The organism is Novipirellula methanifontis (assembly GCF_052161655.1).
GTDB lineage: Bacteria > Planctomycetota > Planctomycetia > Pirellulales > Pirellulaceae > Novipirellula.
Genome location: NZ_CP197418.1, coordinates 2,393,613 through 2,413,427 on the forward strand (window position 1 = coordinate 2,393,613; position 19,815 = coordinate 2,413,427).

Here is a 19,815-nt window from a genome sequence, read left to right on the forward strand (position 1 = left end):
ATTACCGCAGCCTCTCTCATGTTTAACGAATTCGCAAATCAAGAAGACTTCTCGACCATGCATATGGTGCGAACCGGGAACTTCATCCGGCGGTGCGGGCGCATTACATTTTTCGCATTGGTGATCGCCATTCTTGCGATGTTTTTTGTGCCCTGGCGGCAGACCGCGCCCGGCATCGGAACCGTCGTCGCACTTGATCCGCAAGAACGACCGCAACATGTGCTGAGTCCATCCAAGGGTGTGGTCAGTTACGTGAAAGAGGGATTGCGAGAAGGAAGCTACGTCCAAAAGGGCGAATTGCTGCTGCGGCTCACCCCGTTTGCTGCCGAGGGAGTTTCCCAGATTGACACGCAAATCATCGCGACCGAATCGAAAGAGGCGTCTGCGATATCAAGTCTCGAAGTCGCCAAACAGGCTGCGGTGTTGCAAGAGAGCAGCGGTAAAAACTTGGCTCAATCGTTGAAGCAAGACTATCAAGCGGCGAAGCAGAAATGGGAACAAGCCAAAGACGAAGTCACGTCGATTCAGGCGGAACTCTCTGACAAACGCAACCAATTAAGAATCGCCGAAGAAGTTGCGGTTCGCGGCTTGGTTTCCAAAGAAGAGTTGTTCTCGAAACGGCAGGCAGTCGAGTCTCAACTTGCCAAACTCAATAAGGCCGAGAATGCTGTTCACGAACAGTCGGCAATATTGCTCTCTAAAGAAGAAGAAATTGAAGCGAAACTGCAAGAGATCGATATCAAGAATCGAACTGCCAGCCAAAAAGTGCTGGAGCAGATGCAAAAGATCAATGTGATCGAAAAGGAAATACTCGACTTGAGAAACAAACGGGGTGAGCTGGATCGCTTGGAGGTGACGGCCCCGCGTAGCGGCTTTATCCAGCAATGGTACGGCCTAACCGGCAGCGACACGATCAAGGAAGGCGATCAATTATTTGTGATCGTTCCTGATACCGATGAGTTGGCCGTTGAGATGAAAGTTAGCGGTAACGACATGCCGCTGTTGAAAGAGGGCGACCGCGTGCGACTGCAATTTAAGGGCTGGCCCGCGGTCCAGTTCGTCGGTTGGCCTTCGGTCGCCGTCGGCACGTTTGGCGGCAAAATCAACCGGGTTTTGCCAACGGATGACGGAATGGGGAATTTTCGTGTGGTTGTGACGCCTGATAACCACTTTACGCGGGAGAATGGATGGCCGGACGACCGATACTTACGGCAAGGTGTGCGCGCCAATGGTTGGGTGCTGCTGAAACAAGTTCCACTCGGCTACGAGATATGGCGTCAATTGAACGGTTTTCCACCCGTTGTTGCAAACGACGAACCGATCCCGTCGACGGACAAAGGCAGGAAAGTCAAACTGCCCAAACTTTAACGATTGTTCGTTTTGCAGCGGCGAGGCGATTCTTTCTGGCTCGCATGCAACGCGGCGTCTTGCCGAGCGACGGCTGGACGCGGTTTCTAGCAAGCGTACTTCTCGTGCTGCTCACACTGACAAGCAACGCAGGGGCTCAGGTCGTCCAGCTCGCCCCTGAAAACTCATTCACTCAGTTTTTGATGTTGGTGGAAGACGACATCGAGAAAAACGTCATTGACCAGGATCAAGGCGATGCCGAGGTTTCATCCGCATACGGTTCGGCTAGTGAAACTCCGCTGGATCCTGAAACCGCCGAAACGGCGTTAACGCTGGCGGACGTCTTTGCCAGTCTGTACCGATCGTACCCTGACATTCAGCGAGCTCGACAAGAACCGAGCATCGCAAACGGCCAAGCCTTGTCCGCCTACGGCGCGTATGACACCAAGTTCAATGCTCACTCGATTTCCGAGCCAACCGGGTTCTATCAGAACTATCGCAACGGACTCGGTGTCGCCCGGCAAACATGGTGGGGTGGTTATGCTGCGGCCGGATATCGCATTGGCCGGGGGTATTACCAACCTTGGTACAAAGAACGTCAAACCGATGACGCAGGCGAATTCAAAGTTGCGTATTCGCAGCCTTTGTTGCAAGGTCGTGCGATTGATCCCGAGCGTGTTGCCGTGTTCCAGGCCGCGCTAGCTCAGCAGGCCGCAGGTCCGATCATCCAGCAAACGATTCTAAACATCTCGCGTGATGCCGCTGCGGTCTATTGGGAATGGGTCGCGATGGGCAGCATTCTGGAAGCTCAACGCGAAATGCTCGCTCTGGCTCAGCAGCGCGGCGAGCAATTCGACGTGGGCGTGCAAGCCGGCAAGTTTGCCGAAATCGACTTAATTTTGAATCAACAACTGATTGCCGAACGCAAGGCAAAAGTATTGGAGACGGAGCAGAAATTTCGTGCGACCTCGTTCAAGCTTGGCCTGTACCTTCGCGATGCTGGTGGTCAACCGATGGTCCCCAGCGACGCTTGGTTGCCCAAGCAATTTCCAATCATTCAGCCGCCGCCCACTAGCGATCTACAAACCGATTTGGCCGCAGCACTGAGCCGTCGTCCCGAACCACAGCTTTTGCAGTTTGAAATGCGACACGTCCAACTCGATCGCCAATTAGCTCACAACGAATTGCTACCGCGATTTGATTTTATCAGCGAAGCGTCCCAGGATATGGGGGAACCCGCGACGAAGTCCGATGACAAGGGTGAATTTGAATTGGTGATTGGTTTTACCAGCGAGGTTCCGATCCAACGCCGTAAGGCCCGTGGCAAGATCCAGCAGACCAATGGAAAAATCATCCAGATCAACGAAAAATTGCGATTGACTCAAGACAAGATTGCCAACGAGTTACAGATCGCGCACAACGCATTGCAGCAGTCGTCACAGATTGTCAAGCAAAGTGAAGTCTCGCTTTACGCTGCTCTTGAAACTCTCGATCGTTATCGATTCGCATTTGAAAAGGGCAAGATCGACCTGATCTATTTAAACCTGTTAGAAACCAAAGCGAATGAAACCGAGATCAAATTAGTCGAGGCTCAGCGCAATTGGTTTGCTGCGTTGGCGCAGATGCAAATCGCACTTGGTCTGGATCCACTTGATCAAGCGATGATTGTCTCATCGCTTCCCGAAAGCGACATGCCCGGCCCCGGCAACCTTCCCCAACCCGAGTTGCCAAAATCCGAAGCAATGGACCGCGACTGGCAACTGCACTCGGGTTCACCCGAAGCCGGCAAGACAAACCAATAGGATTGTTTCCCAATCCAGCGTTGGGCTATTCCGGATTCGAGAAGAACGTTCTCCTACTGAAACTTGCTGGCGTTTTTAGTCGATTGATAACGACTCTCAATAACTGGCGAATGGGGTTTTGACGGCTTCTTTGCGATTCGTTTCGCAACAGCTGGATTCACGCTTGTCACCCGCACGTCGCGCCGATAGAGTCCAAATAGAGGCACCCTACGCAACGGATTCGCCTGTGGGTGCGATTCCCCAACACACAACTCACTGTGGAACACGTTTTGCATGTTCCCTATCCATTAAGAAACTCTCCTCACTAGGAAATCGATCATGTCTAACGATGCCGTCATCACCCAGCTCAACGAAATCCTCAAACACGAATGGACGGGCGTCGCCCAGTATTCGCAAGCCTCCTTCATCATCGAAGGACCTTGGCGTGAGGTTTACGCTGCAAAGTTTGAAGGGGACGCCGAAGAGTCGTTCAATCACGCCAAGCTGATCGGAAACAAGATCGTCGCGCTCGGTGGTGTGCCTGTTGCCCAGCGGAACGAGATCAAACAAACCCGTGATCTGCGAGAAATGCTCGAAAACGCACTGGCGTTCGAGTCCAAGGCAGTTGAGATGTACGAAAAAGCCCTCGAATTGGCCGAAGGTACTCGCTCGCTGGTCGTCTTCCTCGAAGACATCCTGCTGCAAGAGCAAGAAGGGGTCGACGAGTACTCCAAATTGCTTCGCGAAAGTTCGACCGCCGAAGCTGAATTGTCGGCTCGCAAGTCAGGCTAAACGCCTCGCGTTTTCGTTGAAGCAGCGACGATAGTCTTGACGACTTGTTGATTTCGTGAGCCGCGACGCGTGAGCGGCCGGGTCCCGCTTATTACCCGGTGCATTACGGCCCACGGCTCACCATTGCGATTTGCACTTTGATTAAATCAACGAGCCGTTGACGGCTTCCGCTACTACGGTGAAGCAATTACGCCGTTTTTGTTGCGGCGGCAAAAGATAGGATTGACTGACCGCTCTCTTCGCGGTCGGTGGGGTGGATGTCTTGCAGTGTTTGGCTGCAAACTCGGGCCAGTGGCAGCCCCAAAACATTCTTAATCCCGCTAAATTCCGATCGCGTTAATTCCAGCGATTGTTGAGTAAACCAGCCGACATTCGACGAGAACGTCTCCGTCCTCAGCTCAAACGGCTTGGCGTGTCGCTCGCGAAGCACCAATAGCACGCGATGTCCGTCGGACGAATTAACGACGCCGAGAATTTGTTCGTTACAGGGCATTTGGCTCTCAAGTGATGGAACTGCCGGGCTTCGTCGGTTGCCCATTGCCTCACTATTCTGCATCAAATTGCCCCATCGTCAATGCGTTATTGAGAATCATTTGCAATAGCGGGTTCATTTCGTCAAAAAACTCCCCCATTTGATAGAAATTGGCTCTCAGCAGTGGGCTTGGCTTCCAGCCCCCTACTGCGTGGACCGAGCCTTGGACAGCGTCCCGCCCGGCAATTTGCCGCAGGCTTGCAGGGCGAGGATCGCAAAGGCGCTGCCGGCATTGGAGATAAGGTTGCTGCACTCATTGACGGGAGAGGCTGTAAACCACATGCCGTTTTCACGCTGATTCCCTTGCAACCACGCGATACCGCGCTGCAGCCGCACGTCGTCCGCCGGCAGTCCGAGTTCCCGTGCGATGACGATCACGAGTCCCGTTCCATAACCGTCACTGGTCTTAGTCTGCAGCGGTCGGTCGTCGGACCGGACAAGGTCTTTCCAGTCGGTGAGAAGACCCGCTGTTGACCATCCGCCGTCATCAAGTTGCAGGGCAAGAAGTTCCGCGAGCGTTTCGTTGCGATCCGCTTCGCTGACGATGCCGTCGACTCGAATCGAACACCACGCAAGCATGGCGCGATGATGCAGTGATTTTGGCGGATTGTCGACAAAATACTGGCGAAGCTTTTCCAGTCCCTCGCGAGCTTGCGGAGAGTCGGAGTAGCCATCCGGGGCGATGCCGACGGTCAACGCAGCGAGGGTGACGCCATAGTGATCGTCAATCTCCAGCGGCGCGTAATCGCAGTCGGGCCAATTCCATCCACCATCAGTTCGTTGCGTCGTCCACATAATGTCGAGCGTTTCTCGCGCGACATCGCTCAGTTTGCCAGTGGTTTGCAAGTCATTCAAAGTTAGACCTGTAGCGACAACGATCGTCCAAAAGCCTTGGCCTTGCGAAGGCATCCGCTTCTGCCAACGCACCCGGCGATAGTCTTCGTAAAAACTGCGGACTTCGCCCGAGTCCGGCAAAATCGACTTCAGTGCGGGGCGTGCTGCCAAGTAGAACAGGTTGGTATGGCAGGTGGCACACTTTTTTGTCTTCTGCCAATTCAGTGCGGAGCGATCCAAGTATTGCGCCGCTCTTGTCGCGGAAAACTCTTTCAAGATCGGTTCGCTCGCCGAGATCACTGGCAAGCCTTCTTCAACGTCATCCAGCGTGATTGGCTGTTGTGCAATGGCGAATGTGCTAGTCAGCATGGTGCAAAGAATTAGCGATGCAGCGAATCGCTTTGATTGGATCGGTCTCATCGAGGCAGGTTCCTTTGTGAGGGTGGGGTTCGTCCAGTGTAACGCTTTCTCACCCAGCAAGTTGGTCGCTTACTCGTCAAGCAGTTCGGCGATCCTCTCGGTAGGACGACCGATGGCCGCTTTCTTACCATGCACGACGATTGGACGTTCGATCAGTTTTGGGTGCTCCGCCAAGGTGGCAAGCCACTCCTTGTCCGACAACGTTTTGTCCGCGAGCTGCAGTTCGCCAAACAGCTTTTCTTTCTTGCGAACTAATTGTTCAGGTTTGATCCCAAGCATCTTGACGATTTGCCCGAGCTCTTTCTCGCTGGGTGGATTCTCCAAGTATTTCACGACGTCAAATTCGACCCCACGCGATTCAAGCAACTCGACCGCTTGACGAGATTTGGTACACCGAGGGTTGTGATAGATCGTGGTCATGGATGGATTAAAAGATTGAGGATCGAAAACGCTTCGTCTATTGAAAAACGGGTTAGAGTGGTGCCCGATTGTACTCGTAACACGTTTGGTTTGGAGGGCACGAGAGTTTGCCAAGAACGTCTCGGCGTCGATATAGAAGCCCTTGTAGGAATGTAGCCATGGTCCGCTGCAAACGCCGCAATTGCTTCACTTCATCCCCTGTCCTGCGCTGAGGCACGCTACTTTTGCGGAGACGAGCGAAAAACAACTGTCGGATTTCGACGTAGCTGCCGTCGCCAAACGGCGGAAATTCACTCGCTACTTTTGCGGAGCAAAAGGCGACTATGGCGACTAATTCGGTTGTGGCAGGGGGGCGGAAATGGGTATCTCGTTTCTCAGCAATTTGCCCGCCTCGCCGACGAGCCGCAAATAGTAGTCGCTTGGCAAACCTTCGTTACCCAGGAACTGAACGTCGTTGCCGACCGGCGGTTGATCGGTGCATTTAAAGATCGCAGTTCCTTCATCGACTTCGTCAAACATGGCGACGTAAATCATCTCACAACTCATTCGTTTTGCTGCGACGATTTGGCTCCAAAGGAACTCGCCTTTGCGTCGTGGGATCGATGCCAATGGATCGCCTTTGAGGTTGTGCCAACTGAAACCGGGAAAGACAACGGGCAAGAAATCCTGGTCGTGTTGTCGGCACCACTCCTGGTCTTTTGCCCAGACGTTTCCTGCGTGACGTGTCGCTTGGGTTGGCGATTGGTAGCGGCCTACACTCCATGGGCTGACGATGTCTGCAAGCTGAATGATTTCGAGCAGTCGTGCGTCGTCAACAGCGTCTCGCTCAAGCGTTCGCCAGAACGATGGCACTCCGATCATGACCGTGCATCCTTGGCCCTTGAACCATCGGATCAATTGATGACAATAATCCAAAGTGTATTGTCGATTGTCGTTGAATCCGATTCCCCAAATCGAGACGACTGGTTTACCTTCGTGATGGAGATAAGCTTCATCATCCGTGACATGTTCGTTCGATTGCATCTCGAGCCAATCTTGTTGAACCAACTTCGTATCGTCCGCGCGGAGTCCCGACAGATCATACATGACTGCGTAGGCGCGGCCCGAGCGTTGGGCTCCTTCGCGGACATGGTCGAGGACGCGATCCTTGTGCTCACGTTGTGATCGGCTTTTCAGTCCTGAAGCGAACCGTTGCAAAAAGACGCCGTCGATTCCGTACTGCTGCATCCAATCAAAGTGCCGCAGTACCGTCTTTCGATTCGTGCTGCTAAAGACCTCAGCCGTGCTGCCATCGGCGTGCCGAAACCCGGTCGCATATCGCTCGTCCGCATCGTACTCAGTCATATCCGGCCATAGGTCGACGGTGACGTTTCCGGGAGCCGGCAGCTCTCGCTGGTTTCTCGCCCAATGCGTCCATCCGAGCTTTGCACCATCGCCTTCACAGTTGAACCACCCCTGATAGCCGCACATGACTTTGCCGGTCAGGGTCGAGCGGTCAACGACGTCGGTGGAGGGGGCGTCGGCAACAACGATGGTGGGAATGCATAGCAACAACAGCAGCGTCGTAGTGATCAGTTTCATGGTAGGCAAATTGTCGAAAACGGCCAAAGGTTGCTGAAAACGCGTCGATGCAAACGGCAATGGGACTTAGGCGATATTGTACGGGGTTCACTACCGGTTGCAGTGGCGGGACCGCAACGGATTTGCACCGTTTTTCCAATGCTCTGAAGCGTCGACAGGTCGATTTAGTCCCCGAATCAGCGTAAATTCGGCGGCTCAGACGAGCGATATCAGCGAGAGTCCCTTCGGCTCGAGAGCGTTAAGCCCTATCGCCAAAACGGGCTTTAGTTGCCAAGCTATGCCTGGAATTAACGTCGAGGCTAGAATTCGTTAACTTTCTAGCAGACTAGCGGGGGGATTGTCGGTTGCTTCGCGTGCTTTATTGCGGTTCCATTGGAATGTGGTATGCCGCATTGGCTCGTCCATCCTGTTTCACATAACGGTTTCGCCGAAATGGATTCGACCTCAACCTTTCACGCTGCTCAATTGACGACGGAAAATCACAGCGAATCTCGCCCTAGCGAATCCAACGGAACCGCGACTTCGCGTGTTTTGGCCGACCAAATCGCCGAGCTGTACGGCCCGATCGCGTCGCACCTCCTTCGCGTCGAGAAGCGGTTCCATCAAGAGCTCCAGTCGCCTTACGAGTCGCTCGTTCCCGTGCTGCGGCACGGCACGCAGCTAGGTGGAAAAAGGCTGCGTCCGGCGATGCTATTGCTGGCGGCCTCGGCCGTCGGATCGGTGCGTGAAGACCACGTGGTGTTGGGCGTCGTAATCGAAATGGTGCATACCGCCACGCTGATCCACGATGACGTGCTCGACGATGCGGATACCCGCCGACATGTGCCCACGGTCAATGCCAAGTGGAACAACCATACTAGCATCTTGTTGGGCGACTATCTTTTCGCCCAAAGTTTCCGTTTAGCAGCGACATTGCCATCGACCGAAGCATGCCGCTGGATCGGCGAAGCATCGCGTTTAGTGTGCGAAGGCGAAATGCGTCAAGTTTTGAAGCGAGATGTCTTGGATATCGACGAGCCGACGTACATCGAAATGATTCAGGGCAAGACCGCCGAACTTTGCCGAGTCGCCTGCCAATTGGGATCCCATTTCGCTGATGGCAGTCCCGAAGTCACCGCATCGCTTGCCGAGTACGGAGACTCGCTTGGTATCGCGTTCCAAATCGCCGACGATTATCTCGATCTGTGGGGCAGTGACGAGCGAGTTGGCAAAACGCTTGGGACGGATCTTCAGCAGGGCAAAATGACATTGCCAATCATTCGGCTTTTGCAGACCGCCGATGAAGCGAGGCGAACTCAGATTTTGAGATTACTGGCAGAACCAAGTCGTCGTCGAACGGAGACGATTATGCCTTGGTTGGACCAGAGCGATGCTTGCGAGTACACCCGAGAAACCGCTTTGCAGTACCAACGCAAAGCGATCGCGGCGCTCGATGTATTAGAGGATTCTCCGGCGAAGGCATCGCTAAAAGCCATTGCTGAATTTGCCGTCAATCGCCGGTTCTAAGCAAGTCGTTCAGCGTATGCCGGTGAAACGTCGGTCATTTTACATAATGATCTGAGCCGATGGCGCTAGCCGCGGGCAAGTTTCCTACAATATTGACGCTCCCCGCAGCTAGCGCCCAGTGGTATCTACTATGGTAGCGGCACGGCGCAAGCCGTCCGGTTGCGGCGAGTAAATCGTTCGAATTAGACCGGGCGGCTTGCGCCGCACCGCTACAAACGACACCCGTTTAGTGCAGTGAAGCCCGACTCTAAACCACTTCCCAGCGGCCGATCTGGCCGTCCAGTAGGTCGACGAAGTACATTTCGCCATCAACGCCCTGCCGCATGTCGACGACGTACTGAGCTCCGGTGGTAAAGGCCGATATCTCCGTCACTTGCCCGTCGGCGTTCACCGAAGCGCGTCGCACGATACCTTGGCCTAGGTCATTGAAGATGATGTCGCCTTCGTACAGCAATCCCAGATTGCCGCCGCGAATAACATCGCCCATCACGATCGCGTTGATGCCGTCGCCGGCATGGCTCAACGAAATGATCGACGGAGTAGCCTGACCACCATTTGCCAAGAATTCTTGTCCCGAAGGAAGTCCAAGATAACCACCTGGCGTGACGATGTTGTAGCCTTGGCCACCTTCGTAATAGGGCCAACCAAAGTTGGCACCAGGATCGCCCGTGTTGATTTCTTCCCAAGCGGTCCAACCCACATCACCAATAAAGAGTCGGCCGGTCACGTCATCGACCGCGATGCGGAACGGGTTCCGTAACCCGAGTTGATACACTTTCGAGCGATTGGCGTCAGCGTCACCATTGAAAAAGGGATTGTCCGACAAGCCTTTGCCGGTGATCGGATCAATACGCAAAATCTTTCCCGACAAACTATCGATGTCTTGTACACGCACGGCTCGCGGATCCATCTGGTTGTAACTGGCTCCGTCACCGATCGAAACAAACAAAGATCCATCAATCGCGAACTCAAGTGACGCGATCGTATGCGTTGTGCTATCGCTGTTAATGAAGTCTCGAATATAAGAGCCGTCGGGGTTTTGGCCGGCTGGGGGCTCGGCAAAGTTCACGATGCTAGTGGTGAACGCGTTGAAGTTGTCCCACGTGCTCGCGTTGCCTAGCAGAATCGTTTCGGATCCCGCAACCATGGTCGTGAAATTGGTCGCCTCGTCGAGCGTGATTCGCATCAATCGGCCCGCACGATTTCCGGTTTCGTCAGGACCTGCATAGCCGTTACCGACATGATTCCAGACCTCCGGTGGATCGTAGGTATAAAGCAAATACATGTACGGATTGTTATCCAAGTCGGGATGTACAGCGACATCGAGTAATCCACGATCCGAAAAGTTGTTGACGATCGCGGAGATATCAATGATCGGTGAGTTCACCAATTGTCCATCTCGGAACACTTTGACGACTCCCGCTTTCTCGGAAACATACAAATTCCGTCCGTCGGCAGACCAATCGATCGCGGTGGGCTGAGTCAATCCGCTATGCACGATCGAGGTTTGGATTTCACCCACGGGAAGCACTGCGGGATCGGCGACCGGAGTTTGGGAATTCATCCACCATGATCCAATCCGATGGCGGTTGGGACGGTCGTAGTCTGCGGCAGTAAAGCCGACGAACATCTGGTTTCCGATCACTTGGTCAAGCTGGACCGTCGCCTTGACGTTTGCCAAGCCAGGCTTATCCGGAGTGTCGGAAATGTAGACGGCGAGAACGTCGCTGTTTCCGTTGTAGTCAATCCACGCGTAGTAGAGACCTCCGTAATTTAGATTGATCGGTGACGGGGCTTGCGCAAGCGGTCCTTGAATATTTCCATTAACGACGATTGCAATTTCGTCGTTGTATCGATCGAATCCATTTTTCCAAGTATCCAGTTCAATCGCGACGCTGTTAGCCAGTCCGCCGTAGCCGAGTCCATACGAACCAAGTCCGATGGCATCCGAACCTGCGACGGAATTTTGCATAACAAATGCGATACCATCCGCACCCCCAGCACCAAATCCAGCGTCCATTTGGAAACTGAAACTGGTTTGAAATGACGAGCTCGCGGTGACTTCGATCGGCGTCGAGTAGAACGCGGTGCCGGTTTGAATCGGAGCATCGGACGTTAATTGCAAGAAGCCGCCGCTGAACGATGCACCTCCGTTCAGATTGATCAGATCCGGAGCATTGAAGTCGACGTACGAAGGCAGTTGTTGCTCATCATCCAAGATCGAAATCGTTGCCGTTCGAGGTACGCCAAGTTCCGCGTTGACCGGATTGTCGATCGTCAAGACAAACGACTCGAGTCCCTCTTCCAAATCGTCATTAAGGATCGGGATGCGAACTTCGGCATAACGTTGGCCGGCAGCAAATTGCAGGACGCCCGTTGTGCGAGTGTAGTCGACACCGGCAACCGCGGCTTGAACGTTCGTCCCATCAAACGTTTGGTAGTTGATCGACGCCGCAGCGGATGCATTTCCTGTGCGAACCACCCCGACGATCGCTTCGTTAGCCGATTCATTCACGGTGATCTGTGACGATTGCAACCCAAACGTCGCAGGACCACTGTTATTTGGATCGGCGGGTTGATCGAGGTTCATCGACCACGACACAATCTGGTGTGCGTTGGGCAGGTTGTAGTTACTTGCGGTGAATCCCGCATAGAACTGGCCTCCCAATACGGCGGCGAGGTCAATACTTCGAACCAGAGTTGGATTGGTCGGTTTCTGGTTGGTTTCAGATAGATAAACACGCAGCGTGTTGGTGATGCCGTCGTAATCAACCCAAGCGTGACCAATCGCACCCGAGTTTAGATTGATCGGCGAGGCCGCGGCTCCGATTGAATTTTGGAAATCACCATTCAAATTCACTGAGACTTCGTCGTTGAATAAATCCCACGTGTTCTTCCACGTATCGAATTCGATCGCGACGCTTCTTCCGATTCCACCGTAACCGAGCCATCCGGCGTTACCGCCGAGTGCTCCCGTTGCCTGGGGCGAATTTTGCAGAACGAAGGCAAATCCATCAGCCCCGCCCGCACCGGCACCGCCGTTGATGGCGAAGGAAAAGTTGGACTGGAACGAGGTGTCGCTGTTTAGTGCAATCGCATCGTTGTAAAACGCCGAGCCCGCTTGATAGGGAGCCGCCGAGGTGACTTGAAGTCGTCCGCCGGTAACCGACGCACTGCCGTTGCGGCTGATCGGGCTGCCAGCGTCAAAGCTGGCAAAACTGGGAAGCGATTGTTCGTTATCCAGGATATTTACAACGGCAGATTGGGGACTGCCAAGCACCGCACCATTGGGATTGGATAGCGAAACGGTAAAGGATTCGAGCTGCTCGGCATCCAAATCGTCGAGAATCGTAATCGCGATTTCCGCAACGGATTGATTGATCGCAAACGACAACGTTCCGCTCTTGCTGGTATAGTCGCTGCCTGCAATCGCAGATTGATTTTGTGTTTGGTACTGAACCGTCGCCGCTTGTGACAGATCACCGGTACGACGAACTCGCAATACCGCTTGGCCCGAAGTTTCACTAACACTGACTTGGCTGTTCTCCAGTGCAAATGTGGGCGACGGAGGGGGTGGAGGCGTCGGTGTCTTCTCGTCAACTTCCATTGACCAAGACAGAATTCGGTGCGCATTGGGCAGGTTGTAGTTGCTCGCCGAGAAGCCTGCATACAATTGGCTGCCCACGATCCCGGGTAAATTGATGTTGGTCGTCAGGCTTGGTGACAAGGGCCGCTGGTTCGTGTCGGACACGTAGACCGTCAATTCATTGGTCGCCCCGTTGTAGTCAACCCAAGCGTAGTTGACGGCACCCGAGTTCAAGTTAATCGGGGACTGGGCGGCAGCAAGTTGGTTTTGGAAATCGCCGTTGACGGTGACCGCTAGCTCGTCGTTAAATTGGTCCCAGCCGTTTCGCCACGTGTCGAATTCAATCGCCACGCTACGAGCGATACCACCGTAACCGAGCCAGCCAGCGTTTCCTCCCACTGCATCGCTGCCACGGGGCGAATTCTGCAGAACGAGGGCAAAGCCATCGGCACCGCCCGCCCCTGCACCGCCGTTAATCTGGAAAGCAAAACTGGTTTGAAACGAAGTGTTTTCGCTGACGTTAATGGGAGTGGTGTAAAACGCGGATCCCGCTTGGTAGCCAGCCTCCGACGTGACTTGCAAGGCACCGCCGGTAATCGAGGCTCCGCCGTTCAGATTGATCGGATCACCATTGGAAAAATTGGCGAAACTAGGAACGGCTTGCTCGTCGTCATAGATGGTCACCGTCGTCGTTTGGCGAGTTCCCAGCACGCCACCTTCGGCGTCACTAATTGACACGGTAAACGATTCAGCCGACTCGGTGTCACCGTCATCGAGAATCGACAGCTGCACTTGAACGACCGATTGGTTCGCAGCGAAGTTCGCAATGCCGCTGACCGAGGTATAGTCGCTGCCGGCGGTCGCGGTTTGGTTGCTACTTTGGTAGCGAACGGAACCGGCTTGAGAGATGTCACCCGTTCGCACGATTTGGAACTGCGTTTGCCCCGCCGCTTCGCCAACCGAGATCTGGCTTTGTGCAACCGCGTAGGTCGTTACGCCACCGATCCCGTAGTCATCCTGGATGTCCATCGACCACGAATCGATTTTATGTGCATTGGGCAAGTTGTAGTTACTTGCGGTGAACCCTGCAAAGAAACGCTCGCCGAGCTGGGCTTGCAAGTCGACGTTGGTGACAAGCGATGCCGCTGCGGGTTTGCTATTTGAATCCGAGACGAAAACACTCAGCGTATTACTTGCTCCGTCATAGTCGATCCAGGCGTACCCTACCGAACCCGAGTTCAGGTTGATGGGCGACTGAGCCGCTGCGATTTGAGTTCGGAAATCGCCATTGAATGTCACTGCGATTTCGTCATTGAATTGGTCCCAGCCGTTTTTCCACGTATCCAACTCGATCGCGATACTGCGTCCGATTCCTCCGTAGCCCAACCAACCGGCGTTGCCACCAACGGCATCAGCACCTTGAGGGGAATTCTGTAAGACAAACGCAATGCCGTCAGCCCCACCAGCGCCGGCACCCTCATTCATTTCGAACGAGAAGCTAGTTTGAAACGAAGTGTTTTCGCTGAGGGAGACGGGAGTCCCGAAGAAGCCGGAGCCGGCTTGGTACATCGCAGCAGAGGTCAATTGCAGTTTTCCGTCACCGGTAAACGAGGCACCGCCGTTTAGATTGATAGGATCGCTGGAGGAAAAACTGCCGAGATTGATCAGTGACGTATTCACAGGCAACGTGTGTTTGTATCGGGCAAGCACGGTGGCTTGGAACGCTAGCCCTGATTCGATTTGACCAATCGTCTTTTCGAGTGCCCAATTTGCTCCCTGCGTTCTCGCACCGCTCATGTCGATCGACGCAGCAACGTCGGCGCCGGTCAGCTTTGCGATGCTCTGCATCAACGCTTCGCCACCGCTACCTGCACCGACTTCACAGCCATACAGCAAGATATCGGCGTTGGGAGCGAGCGAGAAAGACCATTTCGCAAGCTGTTCGGCGCGGGCATTGATCGCGGCCGCATCGAGAATTTCACCCGACAATTGGAGTTTGCCGGCGGCACCGTGGCTGACAATGTGGATCGACGACACATCGTGCCGCGCCGCGAGCGTTTCGGTGATCTGCGAGATTGCATCTCGATTGACGGACAACAGTATTACTTCGGCACCGGGCGACGCGGCGCTAGCGAATGCATCGCTGTCGGTAACTTCCGAATCAATAAACACAATGCTGTGTGCCGAAACGGATTGAGCCGCTTGATGTGCTCCGACGTTGTGTGATGCGGCGAGCGTCTGTCCGGCCGCTTCACTTTCGGGTGGCGCTCCGACTTCGACGAAATCGACTGATGTTGCAACTGCGACTCCGGCGTCGCCCGCAAGCAACACACGCGGCTCTAAGGCAGCCAGGGTCCACGTCAATTGATCGCGACGTCCAGTTTTCTTGCGTGTGGCGGACAACATACGACGTCGCAGCGAGGGAAGCATGACTTTTCACTCCAAAAAGCACAAACTAAGTTTGAAGAAAGCGCGAGTGATTGGAAGAAGATGACTTCACTCGTTATAGCGAATTTTCCGTCAGCTCGTCGGCAGCCATCATGGAACTCCCTGAAACAGCAAAAGTCAAGTTTTTTGTTCAAGCATTTGGCGCAATCCGGACGAAGCTGACCGTTAGGAAGTGCGCGATCACTACCATCGGAACAAGCCTTCCGATTGACGACATCGGTGGACTTTATCGCCGAAAATTCGCCAGAACGGCTGAAGTGAGACAAGGATGTATGACTACGTAATCGTCGGAGCCGGATTCTTTGGCTCGGTCTTCGCAAGACAGATGACCGACGCGGGCGCAAAGTGCCTCGTCGTCGAGAAACGAAGCCATATTGCGGGAAACTGCTACACGGACAACGTCGGCGGCATCCATGTCCATCAATACGGCCCGCACATCTTTCATACCAACGACGAAGGCGTCTGGAACTTCGTCAACCAATTCGCACGCTTCAGCCGCTTCAGCTACCGACCCAAAGTCAATTTCCGCGGTCGAATGCTCTCTTTCCCGATCAATTTGACAACACTTCATCAGCTTTGGGGTGTCAAAACACCACAGGAAGCGGAGCAGCGTCTCGAAGCCGAACGGGTGCCAATCGAGAACCCTGCTAATTTAGAAGAGTGGGTGTTATCGCAAGTCGGTCCCGAAATCTACGAAACGTTTGTCTACGGCTACACCAAAAAGCAATGGGGCCGCGAACCCAAAGAATTGCCTAGCTCGATTATTCGCCGATTGCCGATTCGTTTGACTTGGAACGACGACTATTTCAACGATCGATTCTGTGGGATTCCCGAAGGAGGCTACACACAGTTGTTCCAGAAATTGCTCGCGGGGATCGCGGTCGAAACCAATGTGGATTTTCTTGGCGATCGATGCCGTTTCGAATCGATTGCCAATCGCATTGTGTACACAGGACCGCTGGACCGGTTGTTCGAGTACGAGCTCGGAGCCAACGATTGGCGAGGACTGAGATTCGAGCAACAAGTGATCCAAACGCCTGATTACCAAGGCATCGCCGCCATCAACTACACCGACGCTGAAACGCCCTACACGCGAGTTGTTGAGCATAAGCATTTCGATCCCATCAAAAGCGACCATACCGTGATCACGCACGAGTATCCTGCGGATTGGAAGGTTGGCGACGAGATGTATTATCCGGTCAACAACGATCAAGGCGAGCAACTGCAGCAGCGTTATGTTGCCATGCTTCCCAAGAACTATTTGATCGGGGGGCGATTGGCAACGTATCGCTATTACGATATGCACCAAGTGATCGCTTCGGCAATGCACTTGGCGGAAAAGGAAATGGCGCGTCGTTCAGGACGTCTATTGCAGATCCCTCAGCAAACTCCGCCGATTCGACGGGCTGCCTAAACAAGTCAATTGCAAGACGGACAATCGTGTCCGCTCAATTCATTCTCTTCTGTCGTTCGATTTAAAACCGAGGAACCGATGCTTACCTCTCTTTCTAATACCAATCAAACGGCAATGAAGCTTCTTCGCCAAAGGTATCCTTGGCCCATCGAACGTCCCGACTTTGATCCGATCGATTGGAGCATGGACGGTGGTGGTCGTTGGATGGTCACCGAAAAGATCCGACGCAAAGACATGAGTTTGGTTTTGGAGATCGGTTCGTTTCTAGGCGGATCGATACGCGATTGGTTAGCCGCGTCGCCAACGGTCAACGTCGTTGCTGTCGATCCATGGCCCGCTTCCTGGGATTTGGCTACTTACGCACGCGAAAATCATCAATGCGAGAGGGTGGCCAAACAGCTCGGACGCGAGAACGGTTTCTACCAAACCTTCTTGACGAATCTGTGGGACAATCAAGACCGTGTGATTCCCGTCAAGGAATATTCTCCGGCGATTCTCTATGAATTGTCGTCGATGGGATTAGAGCCGGATCTCATTTACTTGGATTCGGACAAAGTCGGAACCGAAATTGAACTTTGCCGTGAACTGTTCCCCAACGCGATCATGACGGGCGACGATTGGTGCTGGACAAACGCGGACGGCGAGTGTTCGATTCGCCAACCTGTTTATGATTTCTGCGAAAAACATGGTCGCTATCTGAAGGTCGAACGTGCGACGTGGATCATCGACAACGAGCCACCGTCGTTGGCATTCCAAATTCGCTCTTTCCGCCGAGCTTTGAAAGCGAAGTGGCGAGAGCGACGCTACGCAAAACGCGAACTTGCGGAGAATCAACGTGCCGCATAACCAACACTCTCGAAAGTTTTTCGATGCTGAAGCCAAACCCAAGGTTTCACTCGCAAATCGTTTCGCTGCGCTGAAGCATCGATTGCAAGGCAAGCCGAATGTGCGGCCACTTGGACCGTACCCCAGCTCAATCGTCGATAGCCAAGGCTGTGAATTTGGCTACGAAATGTTCTACCACGTTCCGTACGCCTACCATCTGGCAAAAGTGGGATGTCTGCAGCAAACGGTGAGCTGTTTGGGAACGAAGTGTTTCTACTTTTTCTCGCCCGATCATCGCGAGCTGTACGAACAACGCCAATTCGTCAAATACCTCGATTCGATCGCTCAGAAGCCGCACGAAAGTCCCGATGCGAATCGTTGGGAACCGCCAAATTTTGCCGCACATTACGCGAACAAGATAAAGCTGAGTTTTCCCAAACCTCTATTGTTGATTTTCAACAAATACAACATCGAGTGGGATCATCCGCCGATCAACTTTCTGTCGAGACCGTTCCTTGATCGTGTGGTTCAAAAGGCCAGCGACCAATTCAGCATCGTCTATTTACGACCGACCGCACATATCGTTCACGATCATATGCCAGTAGGAAATTTGAACGAAAAAGAGCGACTGCGTGAGCAGGGCGTGGTGCTCGCCGAAGAGTTATACGAAAGCCACAAGCATCTCTCGTTTAACGAGTTCCAACTCTGTTTGCTTTCGCATTCGCAACACCGAATTGCGGTTCAGGGTGGTGCTGCCTATATGAACGCACTTTTCCCAGGCCAGTTGATGTTGCTTCATCGCTACGGTGGTGAGCAGTTACACGGCAACTACACTGATTTCCCGCGTATGGGCGTGACGGATTTCACGGTTCACAACAACGAGTTTGATATGTTGGAACGACTCGATTGGTTTAACCAATCTGCCCGACAAGCGGCTTGAGTCTTTGACCCGGTCGGCGAGTGCATCATTCAAGCTTGGTCTTGATTCAGGCTTAATCTTGGTGTAGCGAAACTCGCCAAGAGTTTCGTCCACGCTGTGAATTGCCGAAAGTCTTGGCGACTTTCGCTACAGCCCAACTCTCGTTTTGACCGGTCGCAGGTTTCAATCCCGTACTTCGCGTTCTAGGCAGCACGACGAGCCAGTGGTGCGTATTGTCGAGCGAGCTGAACGAGGTGTCGAAACCGCAACTTGCCGCGGCTAAACATTAACCGATCGGTTGCAATGTCTTTTAACAAGCAGCGGCTGACTCGTTCGGGGTGCTCAAGCTTTTGAAACTCATACGTAGGCAAGTTCTCAAACGGACTGGGTTCGGATGTGTGAGTCGCATTTTCACCGAACCCAATATTGGATACCAAATTTTTCGACGGTAACGCAGTCAGACCGTGATTCATCCAACAGGCTAACAGCCAGGTGAAATCCCAGGTATCGATTTCGCCCGCGTGAACTCGATTGAATATCCGCGTCCAATAGTCTTGTTCACGCAGCGAGTGGCAGAGTGCTGCGAGATCCTCGCTATCACGAAAATCGGGCCACGCAGCAAGCGTTCCTTCGTAGTGTTGCCAAGCACGTCGCCACGTTGCCCAGCCCCAGCAATGCAGGTATTTCGAAAAGTAATACGAATCGGCTGACTCGTCATTACCGGATTGAAAGTTGTCGCCGCTAATCGCCATCACTCGCGTGTCATCTTGATAGCGTTCAAGCAGTTCGCTGCAGAAGTGGAAAAACGTTTGGTTGGGGACACAGTCATCTTCTAAGATGATGGCTCGCTCGACTTGTTCGAACACGGCCGTAACGCCACTGCTAACGCGTTTGGCACAGCCTAGATTGATGTCCGAATAGAAACGCGTGACCTCGCACGGCCAATCACAATTTTCGGCGATTTGACGGGATTGGGAAACCAATGCAGCTTCGCTGGGTCGATCGCTACGAGCACCATCGCTGATAATGAATAAGGTTTTCGGCCGAGCCTTTCGAATGGCCGCAAACGACTGCCGTGTCTGCTCGGGCCGATTAAAGACGATGAAGGCGACGGGAGTGTCGAGCATGGCGTAACGTGGCGAGACGAGAAATGTGGTTTGGAAACCACCGTCGTGGACAATGTACTGATTCCTATTCTCGTCATAATCGGCCGTAAGCGGTCACCACAGCAGGGTGACGTACTACGACCACTAAGACCGGCACAATCATGAATGTCGGTAACGAATACGCCGACTTTGCTGGATTGGGCATTACCGTTAGCCGTTTGATGTTAGTTCGACTGACCTACTTTTTCGTTTTCCCCGTATTTGCGAGCCGACGGCGCTAGCCGCGGGCCTCATTTTGCCAACT

At 53.6% G+C, this 19,815-nt stretch carries 13 protein-coding genes; 7 read left to right on the top strand and 6 right to left on the bottom strand.

Going from position 1 to position 19,815, the window contains the following annotated elements:
- The first annotated feature begins 18 nt into the window (after nucleotides 1-18).
- From SH528x_RS08400 to SH528x_RS08410, 3 genes are all read left to right on the top strand, one after another.
- Nucleotides 19-1,368 (top strand): HlyD family secretion protein, encoded by a 1,350-nt coding sequence (locus tag SH528x_RS08400; RefSeq protein ID WP_442510074.1) that lies wholly within the window; start codon nucleotides 19-21, stop codon nucleotides 1,366-1,368.
- Nucleotides 1,369-1,412: 44 nt separating this feature from the next.
- Nucleotides 1,413-3,149 (top strand): TolC family protein, encoded by a 1,737-nt coding sequence (locus SH528x_RS08405; RefSeq protein WP_442510075.1) that lies wholly within the window; start codon nucleotides 1,413-1,415, stop codon nucleotides 3,147-3,149.
- A gap of 318 nt (nucleotides 3,150-3,467) precedes the next feature.
- The gene (locus SH528x_RS08410; RefSeq protein WP_442510076.1) at nucleotides 3,468-3,920 is read left to right on the top strand and encodes a ferritin-like domain-containing protein; all 453 of its coding nucleotides are present in this window, start codon (nucleotides 3,468-3,470) and stop codon (nucleotides 3,918-3,920) included.
- 187 nt (nucleotides 3,921-4,107) lie between these two features.
- Here SH528x_RS08410 and SH528x_RS08415 read toward each other — a convergent pair whose 3' ends face one another.
- The 4 genes from SH528x_RS08415 to SH528x_RS08430 all read right to left on the bottom strand — a co-directional run bounded on the left by SH528x_RS08415 (nucleotide 4,108) and on the right by SH528x_RS08430 (nucleotide 7,707).
- Entirely contained in the window at nucleotides 4,108-4,413 is a 306-nt protein-coding gene (locus tag SH528x_RS08415) for a hypothetical protein (RefSeq protein WP_442510077.1), read from the bottom strand.
- A gap of 183 nt (nucleotides 4,414-4,596) precedes the next feature.
- Nucleotides 4,597-5,706, bottom strand: coding sequence for a squalene--hopene cyclase (locus tag SH528x_RS08420; RefSeq protein WP_442510078.1), 1,110 nt, complete (start codon nucleotides 5,704-5,706; stop codon nucleotides 4,597-4,599).
- Nucleotides 5,707-5,775: 69 nt separating this feature from the next.
- Entirely contained in the window at nucleotides 5,776-6,126 is a 351-nt protein-coding gene (gene arsC / locus SH528x_RS08425; RefSeq protein WP_442510079.1) for an arsenate reductase (glutaredoxin), read from the bottom strand.
- Nucleotides 6,127-6,456: 330 nt separating this feature from the next.
- The gene (locus SH528x_RS08430) at nucleotides 6,457-7,707 is read right to left on the bottom strand and encodes a glycoside hydrolase family 71/99-like protein (protein WP_442510080.1); all 1,251 of its coding nucleotides are present in this window, start codon (nucleotides 7,705-7,707) and stop codon (nucleotides 6,457-6,459) included.
- Nucleotides 7,708-8,091: 384 nt separating this feature from the next.
- On the opposite strand from SH528x_RS08430, the gene SH528x_RS08435 reads away from it, so the two are divergent.
- Nucleotides 8,092-9,213 (top strand): polyprenyl synthetase family protein, encoded by a 1,122-nt coding sequence (locus SH528x_RS08435; RefSeq protein ID WP_442510081.1) that lies wholly within the window; start codon nucleotides 8,092-8,094, stop codon nucleotides 9,211-9,213.
- Nucleotides 9,214-9,460: 247 nt separating this feature from the next.
- On the opposite strand, the gene SH528x_RS08440 is transcribed toward SH528x_RS08435, so the two are convergent.
- Complete coding sequence (locus tag SH528x_RS08440) at nucleotides 9,461-15,229, bottom strand: Calx-beta domain-containing protein (RefSeq protein ID WP_442510082.1); 5,769 nt, start codon at nucleotides 15,227-15,229, stop codon at nucleotides 9,461-9,463.
- 286 nt (nucleotides 15,230-15,515) lie between these two features.
- Here SH528x_RS08440 and glf point away from each other — a divergent pair, with 286 nt between their 5' ends.
- The 3 genes from glf to SH528x_RS08455 all read left to right on the top strand — a co-directional run bounded on the left by glf (nucleotide 15,516) and on the right by SH528x_RS08455 (nucleotide 18,426).
- Nucleotides 15,516-16,661 (top strand): UDP-galactopyranose mutase, encoded by a 1,146-nt coding sequence (glf, locus tag SH528x_RS08445; RefSeq protein ID WP_442510083.1) that lies wholly within the window; start codon nucleotides 15,516-15,518, stop codon nucleotides 16,659-16,661.
- 78 nt (nucleotides 16,662-16,739) lie between these two features.
- Complete coding sequence (locus SH528x_RS08450; protein WP_442510084.1) at nucleotides 16,740-17,507, top strand: hypothetical protein; 768 nt, start codon at nucleotides 16,740-16,742, stop codon at nucleotides 17,505-17,507.
- Complete coding sequence (locus SH528x_RS08455; RefSeq protein WP_442510085.1) at nucleotides 17,497-18,426, top strand: hypothetical protein; 930 nt, start codon at nucleotides 17,497-17,499, stop codon at nucleotides 18,424-18,426. The genes SH528x_RS08450 and SH528x_RS08455 overlap by 11 nt, the downstream gene beginning before the upstream one ends.
- 182 nt (nucleotides 18,427-18,608) lie before the next feature.
- On the opposite strand, the gene SH528x_RS08460 is transcribed toward SH528x_RS08455, so the two are convergent.
- A complete protein-coding gene (locus SH528x_RS08460; protein ID WP_442510086.1) occupies nucleotides 18,609-19,532 on the bottom strand; it encodes a glycosyltransferase family 2 protein in 924 nt (307 codons plus the stop codon).
- Nucleotides 19,533-19,815: the final 283 nt, after the last annotated feature.